This is a genomic window from Martinezella sp. CNPSo 3959 (assembly GCF_057784355.1).
In genome coordinates this window covers 63,555-76,517 of the sequence record NZ_JBXSOV010000009.1, presented here as the reverse complement: position 1 = coordinate 76,517, position 12,963 = coordinate 63,555, and the positions used below count along the sequence as shown (strand labels likewise).

Genomic DNA, 12,963 nt, shown 5'->3' with positions numbered 1-12,963 from the left:
TCATGAATATGCCAGGGGTCGACTGGCGCCGCTCTGGCTGTGATTAGGATTGACGTAGCGAAGTTTCCCGCCGCTGCTTCTCACCAAATGGAGCAGCAGCGGGATTTGCTGTGTCTGGCAATCACTTGCTCTTCATATAGGCGGCATAATCGGCATCGAGCTTGCCGATCAGCTCTTCAGGCGTTTGTTTGTTCGCAAACAGCAGGGGCGTATTTTCATCAAACGTCTTGAGCATGGTGGGGCTCGCCCAATCGGGATAATGCCCCAGTGCGTTATCATCGTTCAACGATTTCCAGATCGCGATGCCCTCCTTCAGAAGCGGGGAAGCGTTAATCCCGGCATTTTCCGGAACTGGAGTTGCTGGCAGATAGCCGGCTCGGGCCCAGGTCACGGATGCGTCCTTGGAGACCATGTAATTGATGTATTCGCCCGCGAGATCCTTCATTTTGTCGCTCTTGGCCAGGCTGGTGATCGCCCAGGCAAGGTCGACGCCGCCAACCGAAAGCGGATGCTTGATACCGGCGGGCGCCGGGATCGGCATGAAATGGATATCCGGATTGTTCTGCATATCGCCGAAGTACCAGGTTCCAGAAATCAGAAAGGCCCCTTGGCCAGCAACAAAAAGCTGAACGGCATCATCACCCGAGATGCCCTGGTAACCATCGGAGAAATAGCCGTTTGTTGCCCATTTCTGAGCAAGTCTCACCGATTCCAGATTGCCGGGCGTATTCCAGGTTCCGCCGCGACCGTAGACCAGGTCATCAAGCGCCTTTCGATCGGATGCATCGATATGCGCCTGACTGATCCCGGCCAGCATATGGAGCGCCAGATGGCCCTTGGCCGTGCCGATCGTCAGCGGTGGGGTGCCTGCCGCCTTGACCTTATCGAGGGCTGCAAGGAAATCGTCGAAGTTCTTGATCGGCAGCTCGACTCCGGCGGCTTTCAAGACCTTTTCGTTGTAATAAAGACCGACGATTTCGGCGAGCGACGAGATACCGTAGGTCTCCCCGACACCGAACTCGCCCTTGCTCGACCAGCGGTCACGCGCAAGCAGGCTATCGGACTGGTTTTTATCCCATCCATATTTCTTGAGATAGGTATCGACAGGAACGAGAAGGTTTTCCTTCACCATCGCGCCCATGTCGCCGGCGCCCTGGTTAACTTTGGTCACTACTGGACCATCGCCGGATGAAACCGCAAGCTTTAGCGTAAGATTGAGATCCTGGAAGTCGCGCACGGTATGGTCGAGCTTAACCTCAGGATGCGCCTTCTGGAAATTGGCGTTGAGCTCGGTCATCACGGCAGCCCGCGACTCCGAGTCATGGTCGTCCCAGACGGTAAGCGTCTCGGCAAAGACGGCCGTCGACATGCCGAGCCCGACGAACGTGACGCCCGCCAAAATTCCTGTCTTCTTCAGAATGGATGCCATGTTGATGGAGATGAAATTGCTAAACATTGATTGGTTCCCTCTAGCTGCGTTTTGGCAGTTCCTATCGTTTCCAACCGGCCTGTCCTGCTGAGACGAGCCGAATGTCTTGCATCGTCAGGCCTTTACTGACCTGATGAATTTCCTTATCCTTTTCAAAAGATCAGCGGGCCTTCATCCCGCAGATGCAGTGCCTCAACCTTCCCAGTTTTACCGCTGCCTGATGTCAGCTCGCGCCGTGCAGCGGCCAGCAAATCGATGGTGCGATGCCTCCCAAGATCGACAATTATTTCATCCGTCCGGCGACCGAGAACGACGTTGACGCCCTCTTCCATATTTGTCTGGTGACGGCTGACGCGGGAGCCGATGCGAGTGCGCTTTACAGCAATCCGCGCCTTCCCGGTTACGTATGGGCGGTGCCCTATCTCAAATTCGTTCCTGAATTCGCGTTCGTTCTTGCCAGCCATGAGCGGGTCGTCGGTTATGTTGTCGGTACGCCGGATACCGCCAGCTTTGACAAAGCGCTCGGCAGAGATTGGTGGCCGGTTGTTCGCCGCGAGATCGCTGGTCTGGTACCCAGCACGGAAAAAGACGTCGATGTTCTGGAGCGAATAGCCAATCCTCACAGCGGCACGCCGGGCCTTGAAGAAACCTACCCCGCGCATCTCCACATCAATATTCTGCCCGAAGCGCAATCGGGCGGATGGGGACGCCTGATGATCAAGACCATGCTCAACAAGCTTTCGAGCCACGGCGTGCCTGCGGTCCATCTTGGCGTCAGTCCCGCAAACGAACGTGCCAAGGGATTTTACAGGCATCTCGGCTTCGAAGAACTCAGCCATGACGGGCACCTTGCCTTCGTTATGAAATTGGACAAGCCGGCAATCTGAACAGAGATCTTGCCGGCCTCCCTTCATTATCTATTCTCCGCATTGGCCGCTTCCAGGCCATATTTGAGGACGACAGCCGCCGGCATCGCGCTCCACCCCTGCAGCAGGGAACCGCGTCCATAGGGTGGCGAGAAATATTCAACAGCGCCGGCCCAACCATTTGCCAGGCAGGTTTCCCACCAGCGTATGAGGGCATAGCGTGCGCCACCGAGACCGCGGCGTATTCGCTCTTCCGCATAGATGCCGTCCCAATAGGGCCAATCGGATCCATTGTGATAGCGAAAGGGGAAAGCGGTTTTCGATCTCACGTCACTTGCCCGCTTGAACGGCGGATAGGCGCACAACATACCCCAATCGCCATAGGGCTGTCTGGTATTGTTTCGAGCTTCTAAGACCTCTTCCATGGCCTTGAGCAGGCCAGAGGCTCGTGTCTGCGAAATCACCCCATAACGGGAGAGCGTCAGACTATCGAGGACAAGATGATCCTCGATAAATCCATCAGGAGTGACGAAATCGGCGTAACCGTTTCTGCTCGGGACGAAAAGCCTGCCCTCGATTTCGGCACGAGCGGTGGCCGCTACCTCGCGTGCCTTCTGCGCCAATGCGGGGTCATGTCCGGCTCCCAGCTTGGCCACGCCATCCAATGCTCCGACGAAAAGGCCGAGATTGTAGGAGACGAGACCTTCCCGATAGACATTGTCCGCCCAATCCCTGTCGTTTCGCGGCTTCAGCGGCAATACGCTGCCGGGACCTGCAAGGGCCAGATATCGTTCAACGATGGCGGTCACAAGCGGCCAGTGCCGCACTGCCTCCGCCACATCCCCCGTCGTTGCCACATAGTCGGCAAGAAAGAGGATGAAGAAAAGTGGGCTGTCGAAATGATCGCTCCACCAATCATCGGGACGATTGTGATGCTCCGGAGCAGCCTTCCCGCGATATTTCTCGGGATTTCGTGTGGCATCGAGAACGAAGTTCTGCCAGGCGCGCGATTGCGCCGGTCCGGTCAAAATCACACCGCTCGGCGCCTCTCCGTCGGGCTGGACTCCCTTGGCCAAAAGTCGAATTTCATCGCGTACCGCTTCCGGGGCAAGCTTCAACAGCATTTGCATCGTCCAGTAGCCATCGCGATAATAGGTGCGAGCAGGCGCACTGTAGGCCTGGCCCGCAGCCAGACCGGCAAACCTGCCATTCTCATCCAGGCGGATGCTGGAAAGTGCGGCGTGTGCTCCCTGCATCACCATGCTGCGCATTACGGGATCGGCCTTTGGCGTGAGGTCGCAGCGGGCTATATAACTCGCGGCTTCTGCGACGATAGCGTCGTTTGCAAGACCGAATGCAGCTTCTGCTTCCTCTTTCGAGGCTCCGGCAGCGATACGGATATCGCCATCATCGATCTCGATGATCATCGCACCCCAACCGGTCATGACGATACGGCGATTATTGCGTTTGGTGAGTTTGGGCTTCGGACTATCCTTGTCAATCTCATGCCACCAAGCGCAGCGACGCGCCGGATAAACCCCCTCCAGGCGGGCATTGCGGATCAGAAGGATGGGGCTTGATTGGGCGACAAAGATGCCACCCGCTTCGGCAATAATCCTGTTTGGCCCATAAATGTAAGGTCCGGCAAGCCTGGAAAAACGTATGCGCCCCAGACGACCACTTCCCCAAAGAGCGAGATCAAGATAGCCGTCGGGATGCGCATCCGCCTGCAGCCGAGGCGCCATGATCGGCAGAATGACCGGGTGGCTGGTTGTGATTTCGCCGTGGGACGTGGGAGTCATCATGGCAAATCAAGCACCTTTCACCGCGCGGTGTCGGACATGGGATGATGTATGAAAATCAGGCGGCAATACCAAGCAATCTTGCCGAAATGGAGCGCTATAAAGTCCTCGGCATAGGCGAAACGAGCTCCCTCATCCGTTGGCCTCGCTTTCATGACCCCTCCGCAATTTGCTTAGTCACTGGCACTGGGGAAGTCTACAAATCACGCGCCGAATTTGTCAATGACATGGACAAATTAAATGATTTCGCCCAGCCTACCAACTGAGATCTACTTGCTTTTTGTTCATTTTCCCAGGAAATTGACATTGCCCGCAGCACGACATGATGAATTAGGAAAAGGTCCCGAACTAATTAGAGGTAGAATGCGAGACCCCCATCATGCCTAACGCGCCACAGACACCGATTGCGCGAAAAATCTCGACGAACTCTGTCATTCGGACCATCCTTGCCAAGGGCCCCATTTCCCGCGCGGATATTGCCAAGCAAACCGGATTATCCAAGCAAACCATTTCCGACGTCGTTCGCAGTTTGGAGAGCAACGGCTGGCTGAAGCCGACCGGATATACCGATGGGCGCTTGGGGCGAACGGCGATAACCTATGAGCTCGATGCGAGCGCGGGCTTTGCCGCCTCCATCGATCTTGGCGGGACTAAAATTGCCGCCATCATCTGCGATCTCGTCGGAAATGTCGTCGCCGAAACCACGGTGCCGACGAACGCGCTCGGCGGGCTCCATCTGGTCGATCAATTCCAGGCCATTATTGAGGATCTTGCCCACAGCGCCGGTATTGATCTTTCCAAATTGCGCCTCATCGTGCTGGCGACTCCGGGCATACTTGACCCGGCCACCGGACATATCAACGTTGCACCGAACATCCCGGGTGTGGAAACGATCGACTTGCGCCGGCTCCTGAGCGACAGGATGGCAACCCCGGTCATCATCGAAAATGACGTCAATCTTGCTGCGCAAGGAGAACGATGGCGAGGGCACGGCTCCACGTCGGATAATTTTGCCTTCGTGGCACTCGGAACCGGTATCGGCATGGGCATCATTGCAAATGGTCGCCTCATGCGCGGCGCGCGCGGCGGCGCCGGCGAGATAGCCTATCTGCCCCTCGGCGGGGAGCCATATGATCCAGACGGCTTTACACTTGGCACACTGGAAAGCGCCGTGGGCAGTGCGGCAATGGTGCGGCGCTATTGCGGATATGGTGGACAAGGCAAGGCAACGGTAGCGGATCTTTTTTCGGCGCTGGTGGCCGGCGAGCCCGCCGCTGTTGCAGTGATCGAAGAAACGTCGCGATTGATTGCGCTTGCTATTGCCGCAATCGGCGCAACGCTCGACCCCGAATTGGTGATCATGGGCGGCAGTATCGGCGCGCGGCCCGAACTTGTCGAAGCTATCAGCAGATATCTGCCGCGTTGCACGCCCTATCCGCCGCGCATCGAAATCAGTCAATTTGGCAATCGGGCGGCACTCATCGGTGGCATCAGCATTGCCGTGGAGCACATGCACCACGAGCTGTTCGGTGTCGATTTGCAAGATCCGTGAAATAGACATCTATCGCTCAGATGACGCGGAAAAGCTGTCGATAGCAACCGTGTCTACGGATCGCTGACAACCGCTCAAACCTCGCAGACGAGACACCTCCGGAGATGATCGCCGGTTTGCCGCTTTGCAATCTCGATTTCCCTATGCCGCCGGGCTATCTTCCAAAGCCAGAAAGCCTCCCGATTGCCGTCGCCACAACCTTGCATAAAGGCCATTTTTGGCGATCAGCTCCTCATGCCTCCCCTCCTCGACGATCCGGCCCTCGTCGAGCACGATGAGCCGGTCGAGTTCGGCGATCGTTGAAAGACGATGCGCGATGGCAAGCACTGTCTTGTCGCGCATCAGGCGATGAAGTTGGCCCTGGATCACCGCTTCCACCTCTGAATCGAGGGCTGAGGTGGCTTCGTCAAGCACGAGGATGGGAGCATCCTTGAGCAACACGCGAGCAATGGTGATGCGCTGGCGCTGGCCGCCGGAGAGCTTGACGCCGCGCTCGCCTACGCGCGAGTCATAGCCGGCGCGACCCTCTTGGTCGGAAAGTCCTATGATGAAATCATGGGCGGCCGCTTGCTGAGCCGCGGTCTCGATTTCTTCCCGTCCGACCCCCGTGCGGCCATAGGCGATGTTTTCATGGATTGAGCGATGAAGCAGCGAACTATCCTGCGTTACCACGCCGATATGCCGCCGCAGGCTGTCCTGGGTGACGCCTGCGATGTCCTGACCATCGATGAGGATTCGGCCTGACTGGATCGGATAGAGACGCAGCAACAGATTGACCAACGTCGATTTGCCGGCGCCGGACGGACCGACAATACCGATCTTTTCACCGGGACGAATGACGAGCGACAGATCGGCAAAGACGGGCCTGGCGCCGCCATAGCGGAAATGGACGTGATCGAAAACGATCTCGCCTCTGGGAACCGCCAATGTGCCGGCGTCGGGCGCATCAAGGAGATCATGCGGCTTTGCAATGGTCAGCATACTCTCCTGCACGGTACCGATATTGTCGAAAACATCGCGTATCAGGTACATCAGCCAGCCCGACATCTGGACAAGCCGCAACACCAAGGTGATGGCTGCCGCCCCAGCGCCGGCGGTCATGGCCCCGTGGCTCCACAAATAAAGTGTCAAACCGGCGGTGATGACGATCAGAACGCTATTGAGGATCTGAAGCACCAGGCTGGCACCGAGGATCAACCGCATCAGGTCGAGGAAACTATCGTTCCAGCGTTTCAGAGAGTCCCGAACGGCGGTACGCTCGAGATCGCCGCGGGCAAAGAGCTTCACGGTGAGAATATTCGTATAGGAATCGACGATACGGCCGGTGGTCGACGAGCGGCCAAGGGAATTGGCCTCCGAACGTTTCAGAGCCCGCGGCACGAAATATCTGAGAAGCACCGCATAGGCTACCAGCCAGATGATAACCGGCAGCATCAACCAGACATTGACGGAGCCGAAGAAGCCGATCGTGACCGAGGCGAAGATCAGAGCGTACCAGAGGTCGCCGATCACGGCGATGACAGCCGAACGGATGGATTGTCCCGCCTGGATGACGCGTGCCGAGAGCCTGCCGGCGAAATCATTCTGGAAATAGCTCAGCGAATGGCCGAGCGTATAGATGTGATTGCGCCAGCGGATCTGATTGGTAAGCGGCGGCACCACGATCTGGTTGGTAACCACCTGCGTCACGAAAAACAGGATCGGCCGCAGCACCAGAATGACGAAGGCAGCGCCCGCAAGCGGCCAGCCATAATCCTGAAACACGGTCTGTGGCGAGTGCTTGTTGAGCAGGTCGACAAACCAGCCGACCATCAAATAAATAGCCGCTTCTATACCGCTGAAGGCGAGCTCGATCAGCATGATGGCGACGAGCCATCCTTTGACCACCTTGAGATGATGCCACATGAAGCGCCATACGCCCGTCGGCGGCGTCTCGTCCTCGTTGAACGGGGCGAAAATATCGATGCGGCTTTCCAGGAAGTGAAACAGGCGAGCAAACATCAAAATAAGACCTTGGCTGAAGACATCATCGGCTGAAAGCCGGCGAATTTGGGGAGAAGGTCTGGCACGGGCCGGTTCATGGCACGCCAACCGACAGGAACATCCCGTTCGTTCTCCGCGCTGGGCGTCCGCATGTAGGCATCGATCATCTCATTCGGTGACGTTTTCTTAAAGTCGACGATAAGACGCCGCGTGCCTATAGCATTCGCAGGCACCGGGAAATTTCTGCCAACAGGCGCAAACCGCCGGTCAGAACTCTCTACGATATTTGATAATTCAGGCAAAACGACAACAGAGCGAAAGGCGATTAGGGCTATTTATACGCTGATTGCCGTACCGCGATTCGCGCTTCACTTGTGATAAAGACCTAGCCGGACGATCGGCCAGAAGCAAGTTACAAATCCCATAGCCGAGCAGTAACGGCCGAAGCCGCATCAAGCTCGCGCTTACATTGTACACGCAGGGACGCGCGTGCAGCCGACAGCGAATAGAACAGGCTTCTAAATGGCGCTAATTCAGCGCAAAGACGTCGGCAAACAACCGAACGGGTGCGGAGCAGGCATCAGCCAGCTTGCGACTTAGCATGCAGGCAGAACCGCTCCCATCACCCATTCGCTTCCGGCCTAGTCAGCCGCGGCGTTGACGACGCGGCAGAGATTGTCGCTCATGTTGGGGGCAACCTGCCCCTGCGGCACCATGAAAACCGCATCGACGCGACTGCCCTTGCCGGTTTTGCGGACGACGACGCGCAATGTCTGCGGGCGACCTGAGCCGGACGTCTCCTGCTGTGCCGTCAGCGTGCCGAGTTGCTTCTCGACATTCACATCCACAAAGCCTTCCGCAAGAACGGCTCTCGATACCTTGTCGAAGGCCGCGGCAGGGCTGACGGAGGGAAACTCCATCCAGGTCTTGTAGGTCACACCGGTGACGAGAGGAACGCCGCTGCTTTGATAATGCTGCGAACATACGCTGGCAGCTGCGGGTGTGAATGAAAGGGCGACGAAGGCAGAAGCACAGATGACCTTACGCAAGGTGAGTTTCCTCTTTTGACGAATATACTGATAGATACTTCGATGATGACTCAAGCCGCGGCAACGACTGAGTTTTGCGACTGCGCAGTGATCCGTCAGTCGATTCCGGATAGCGTTGGAAAGGCATGTCTTTCATCCAAATATGAAACCGGTCTTTCTCGGGAAAATTACGTGTCGAGGAATTGTAGATGAATTCGGATGATGTCTGCGCCATAAATGCAACCCTGGCCCTTCTGGCTGCAAGCATAGATAGACGAACCACAGCTTGTGGCAATAGGTTGGCTTGACGGAATAAGTGTTTATTTTGCGCGCCGTTCCTCCTGAGAAAACATCAATTCAATGTAGGGGGACGGCAACCGTCAAACATGTATGGCCTGGCCGAGGGCAGCGAAGCTTGCCTCCTGCAGGGCTTCGCCGAGGCTCGGATGGGCATGGATCGTGCCGGCAACATCCTCAAGCAGAGCCCCCATCTCGACGGCAAGCCCGAAGGAAGCCGCGAGCTCCGGGACGGAACTCCGGCTCCGGAATGGTCAGTGAGAGCTTGTTCCCGGTCATCGGTTCTCCTCAACGTCCGACAAAATTCCCGCGCCGTTTTTCCAGAAAGCTATCTTCCTGATAGAGAATTTCGGTCCCGATGAGGCCGGCATCCCGTATCCGCATCAATCGAAAATATGACGGGCAATGATCAGCCTCATAATCTCGTTGGTGCCTTCCAGGATCTGGTGCACACGCAGGTCGCGGACGATCTTCTCGATGCCGTAGTCTTCCAGGTAGCCGTAGCCCCCGTGCAATTGCAGCGCCGCATTGGCCACATCGAAGCTGGTATCCGTCACGAACCGTTTGGCCATGGCACAGAATTTGGATGCGTCGGGGGAATTGCCGTCGAGCTTCCAGGCCGCCTGATACAACAGCGTCCTTGCCGCCTGGAGCTCAGTTTCCATGTCCGCCACCTTGAACTGAAGCGCTTGAAAACTGCTCAATGCCGCACCGAACGCCCGGCGCTCGCGCATATGGGTGACCGCTTTATCGAGGGCGAACTGAGCTCCGCCGAGCGCGCAGGCGGCAATGTTCAACCGTCCCCCGTCCAGGGCTTTCATCGCATAGCGGAACCCGGCTCCGATCTCGCCCAGCCGATTTTCGAGCGGAACTTCGCAAGCATCGAAATGAACCTGCGCCGTCGGTTGGGCGCGCCAGCCCATCTTGCGCTCGAAGGCGCCGAAGCTCATGCCCTCGCTGCCGCTCGGCACGACGAGTGTTGAGATACCCTTGGCCCCCTCGCCGCCTGTCCTGCACATGACGATATAAAGATCGGAATAATTGCCGCCGGAGATGAAGGCCTTCGTGCCGTCAAGGACATAGTGATCGTCGATGAGGCGCGCGGTCGTGCGCAACGCTGCGGCATCGGAACCCGAACCGGGCTCCGTGAGGCAGTAGGATGCCACCTTGCGGAAAGCGCAGAGATCGGGAAGCCATGCCGATCTCATCGCGTCCGATCCGAACGTATCGATCATCCAGGCGCACATGTTGTGGATCGAAACGAATGCCGCCACTGACGGGCACGCATGCGACAGCGCTTCGAAGATCAGCACCGCATCCTGCCGGGACAGGCCTGAGCCGCCGAACTCCTCCGAAACGTAAATTCCGCCGAATCCCAAGGCGCCGATCTCTTCCAGCATATCCCTTGGAATGGTGCCCTCATGTTCCCAGGCCGCGGCGTACGGCGCGATGCGTTCTGCGGCGAAGGACGCCGCCAAGTCGAAGATAGCTTGTTGTTCGGCAGTTAGAGAGAAGTCCACGATACGCTCCGCAATTCAGCAGGAATGAAATCGTGCCGAGCATGCATCGCTTCTTCGGTTCCGACAACGGTGAGATCGACGATGTCGTTCAGACGAAGGCGTTCAACGAAAGTGTGTGCCGGCATGTTTCCGCAAACCTCGAACTGAAGCTCCATCGTATAGAGCGGGGCGGATTGCGTGACATTCAGGGCCAGCAACCGAAAACCCATCTTCCGCAAGAGATCGAGCGCACGCAGAAGCGGATGATAGGGGTCGAATGTCGAAAATTTTATCGTATGCATGATGCCTCCCAGCCATCCTGCCTGCGTGCAAGAACGCTATTACCGAACTGCCCAAATTGCTTATCGAATATGGCGGGAAACGCGCCATTGTTAAAAACAAGATTTTGCTCAATAATTATTTTGCGAAATATTCGTTTGAGGATCGCATGAGCAAGCCGTTGGACCGTATCGATCGCAAAATCATGCGTGCGCTCATCGAGGATGGTCGCCTCACCAATACCCAGCTTGCCGAAATCGTCGGCCTGTCGCCCGCGCCGTGCTGGCAGCGAGTTCGCCGTCTCGAAAGCGACGGATACATTGCCGGCTACACTGCTGTTCTGGACCAAAGCATGTTGGGGGTCAAAGAAACCGTCCTCTTGGAAGTGACACTCGATCGCCATGACGACGAAGCCGTGGCCAATTTCGGCAAAGCGATGGCTGCCCTTCCCGAAGTGATGGAGGTCTACCTGACCACGGGCGAATATGACTACTTCATCAAGGTCGCTGTGGAGGGCACCCAGGGCTATGCGGACTTTCTCGGAAAGAAGCTCCACAAGATCCCCGGTGTGCGCCATTCACGCTCGAGCTTCACGCTCGGCTGCCTGAAGCGCTCGCTTTCCGTCTCCCCGCTTTCGGATTGATCCTTGCGCGCGAGCGCAGTCGAAAGCCTGTCCGACGCTCGGAACTGAACAGCGTTTCAGAAAAACGAAATTGCTCAAGCAACATTCAAGGAAGATGGTTGTTGCCGGAGGCTCCGCCGGCAACCGGCTGAGAGCGGAGGATCTAGGACCAGACGAGGAACGATCTCGCGGTCGAGGGGTGGCATATGGTGAGCGGCAGCAAGAGCGCCGGCACGACGAACGGCAGTACGCTCAAGAGGCCTATCAAGCTGAGCCAGGAGGCCGTTGTCGTCGGCATTTCAGCCCTATTGTTTTTGATCTTCTCCATCAGCCTCAACAATTTTCTGTCGGAAGGCAACATCATTGCCCTCCTGAAAAATGTGTCCATCCTCGGCACTTTGGCGGTGGGCATGGGCTTCGTCGTCATTTCCTCCTACCTGCCGGAAATCATGGCCGTTTCCGATCGCATACTCGTGGTCAAGCGCGGCCGTGTTGCCGAAGAGATGATGGCATCGGATGCGTCCGAAGAGAAAATCATGTTTGCCGCCGTTCATTGATCCCCTCCCAAATTGACCTTCAGGCCGCTTGCACCGTCATTGCAAGCGGCTTTTTTTCTGCGGGCGGCCTTGTCATGATCAGATGGCAGAATATGCTCGGGCTCGGAGGGATCGATCGGCATCGATCGGCGCAAATGAGACCATAACAATCATGCCAAATATCAATCTGAAATTGCTGCAAACCTTTCTTCTTGCAGCGGAATCCGGAAGTTTTCGTAAGGCCGCGGAAGAAAGCAACCGGTCGCCCTCCGCAGTGAGCATGCAAATCAAGGACCTTGAGGAGCAGATCGGCATCAGCCTGTTCACGCGCACGCCGCAGCGGGTCAACCTCACCAACGAGGGCCAGGCGCTGTTCGAGGAGATCGGGCGGGCCATGGCCGATGTGCAGGCAAGCCTCGACAAGCTGACGGAACTGGCCGCCCGCCGCAAAGGAAAGATACAGATCGCTTGCGCTCCGACGCTTGCCACCAGCCGGCTCGGCGACATCTTGTCGACCTTCAAGCTGCGCTATCCGCGCAGCATAGTCGAGGTGCAGGAAACGCCGCCACAGGCAGCGCTCGTTATGCTGCAGCAGCAGGAGGTCGAGTTTTACGTCGGCCCGGAAGTGCCCAATCTCAACGACTTCCATTTCGAATCGATCATCGACGATCCGCTGGTCGCCTGCATTCCCGAAGAGCTATACACCGGTGAAAAGACAATCCGGCTGGACGCCATCGCCCAGTTCCCGTTGATCATGCTCAATCGCAAGACCGCGGTTCGCGGCCTCGTCGATCGGCTGACGCGCGAGGAAGGCATCGAACTCAATGTCCAATACGAGGTCGAGAGCGCCCAGACCGCGTTGGCGCTTGCCTCGTCCGGGCTTGGCGTATCGATCGTGCCGGGCATCGCACTCGGGCGGAATGTCGATAGCCGCGTCCGCGTCGTGCCGCTCGACAATCCCAATGCCCGCCGAGCTGTCGGCATCATTACGAGCCGTGGCTATGTGCAGCAGCGCTACGCCGAGCAACTTATCGCGCTCATCCGCACCGATTTGCGCGGTGAATGCTGAG

12 protein-coding genes and 1 pseudogene are annotated in these 12,963 nt (G+C 57.3%); 6 read left to right on the top strand and 7 right to left on the bottom strand.

Annotated elements, in window-relative coordinates; all coding sequences use genetic code 11:
* Nucleotides 1-121: 121 nt before the first annotated feature.
* Entirely contained in the window at nucleotides 122-1,456 is a 1,335-nt protein-coding gene (locus tag AC13RE_RS19170) for an ABC transporter substrate-binding protein (RefSeq protein ID WP_488564098.1), read from the bottom strand.
* 236 nt (nucleotides 1,457-1,692) lie between these two features.
* Between AC13RE_RS19170 and AC13RE_RS19165 the strand changes: the two genes are divergently transcribed.
* Nucleotides 1,693-2,316 (top strand): GNAT family N-acetyltransferase, encoded by a 624-nt coding sequence (locus tag AC13RE_RS19165; protein ID WP_488564097.1) that lies wholly within the window; start codon nucleotides 1,693-1,695, stop codon nucleotides 2,314-2,316.
* Nucleotides 2,317-2,342: 26 nt separating this feature from the next.
* Here the strand turns inward: AC13RE_RS19165 and AC13RE_RS19160 are convergent, their stop codons facing one another.
* Nucleotides 2,343-4,100, bottom strand: a complete 1,758-nt coding sequence (locus AC13RE_RS19160) for a glucosidase family protein (protein WP_488564096.1) — start codon at nucleotides 4,098-4,100, stop codon at nucleotides 2,343-2,345.
* Between the two features lie 41 nt (nucleotides 4,101-4,141).
* On the opposite strand from AC13RE_RS19160, the gene AC13RE_RS19155 reads away from it, so the two are divergent.
* Together AC13RE_RS19155 and AC13RE_RS19150 are read left to right on the top strand one after the other, a co-directional pair.
* On the top strand, nucleotides 4,142-4,363 hold the full coding sequence (locus AC13RE_RS19155; protein WP_488564095.1) for a hypothetical protein: 222 nt from the start codon (nucleotides 4,142-4,144) through the stop codon (nucleotides 4,361-4,363).
* Nucleotides 4,364-4,476: 113 nt separating this feature from the next.
* On the top strand, nucleotides 4,477-5,649 hold the full coding sequence (locus AC13RE_RS19150) for an ROK family transcriptional regulator (protein ID WP_488564094.1): 1,173 nt from the start codon (nucleotides 4,477-4,479) through the stop codon (nucleotides 5,647-5,649).
* Nucleotides 5,650-5,790: 141 nt separating this feature from the next.
* Here the strand turns inward: AC13RE_RS19150 and AC13RE_RS19145 are convergent, their stop codons facing one another.
* The 5 genes and pseudogenes from AC13RE_RS19145 to AC13RE_RS19125 form a co-directional block, all read right to left on the bottom strand.
* On the bottom strand, nucleotides 5,791-7,650 hold the full coding sequence (locus tag AC13RE_RS19145; protein ID WP_488564093.1) for an ABC transporter ATP-binding protein: 1,860 nt from the start codon (nucleotides 7,648-7,650) through the stop codon (nucleotides 5,791-5,793).
* Between the two features lie 623 nt (nucleotides 7,651-8,273).
* Entirely contained in the window at nucleotides 8,274-8,681 is a 408-nt protein-coding gene (locus tag AC13RE_RS19140) for a hypothetical protein (protein WP_488564092.1), read from the bottom strand.
* A gap of 359 nt (nucleotides 8,682-9,040) precedes the next feature.
* Nucleotides 9,041-9,190, bottom strand: a pseudogene (locus tag AC13RE_RS19135) (dihydrolipoyl dehydrogenase); the annotation flags it as partial.
* A gap of 150 nt (nucleotides 9,191-9,340) precedes the next feature.
* Nucleotides 9,341-10,477 (bottom strand): acyl-CoA dehydrogenase family protein, encoded by a 1,137-nt coding sequence (locus tag AC13RE_RS19130; RefSeq protein ID WP_488564091.1) that lies wholly within the window; start codon nucleotides 10,475-10,477, stop codon nucleotides 9,341-9,343.
* Nucleotides 10,462-10,758 carry a hypothetical protein gene (locus AC13RE_RS19125; protein ID WP_488564090.1) on the bottom strand — a complete coding sequence of 99 codons (297 nt, stop codon included), beginning with the start codon at nucleotides 10,756-10,758 and terminating at the stop codon, nucleotides 10,462-10,464. The genes AC13RE_RS19130 and AC13RE_RS19125 overlap by 16 nt, the downstream gene beginning before the upstream one ends.
* Before the next feature lie 146 nt (nucleotides 10,759-10,904).
* Here AC13RE_RS19125 and AC13RE_RS19120 point away from each other — a divergent pair, with 146 nt between their 5' ends.
* From AC13RE_RS19120 to AC13RE_RS19110, 3 genes are all read left to right on the top strand, one after another.
* Nucleotides 10,905-11,378, top strand: coding sequence for an Lrp/AsnC family transcriptional regulator (locus tag AC13RE_RS19120; RefSeq protein WP_488564199.1), 474 nt, complete (start codon nucleotides 10,905-10,907; stop codon nucleotides 11,376-11,378).
* A gap of 185 nt (nucleotides 11,379-11,563) precedes the next feature.
* A complete protein-coding gene (locus AC13RE_RS19115; RefSeq protein WP_488564202.1) occupies nucleotides 11,564-11,914 on the top strand; it encodes a hypothetical protein in 351 nt (116 codons plus the stop codon).
* Nucleotides 11,915-12,065: 151 nt separating this feature from the next.
* Complete coding sequence (locus tag AC13RE_RS19110) at nucleotides 12,066-12,962, top strand: LysR family transcriptional regulator (RefSeq protein WP_488564089.1); 897 nt, start codon at nucleotides 12,066-12,068, stop codon at nucleotides 12,960-12,962.
* The last annotated feature ends 1 nt before the right edge of the window (nucleotide 12,963 follow it).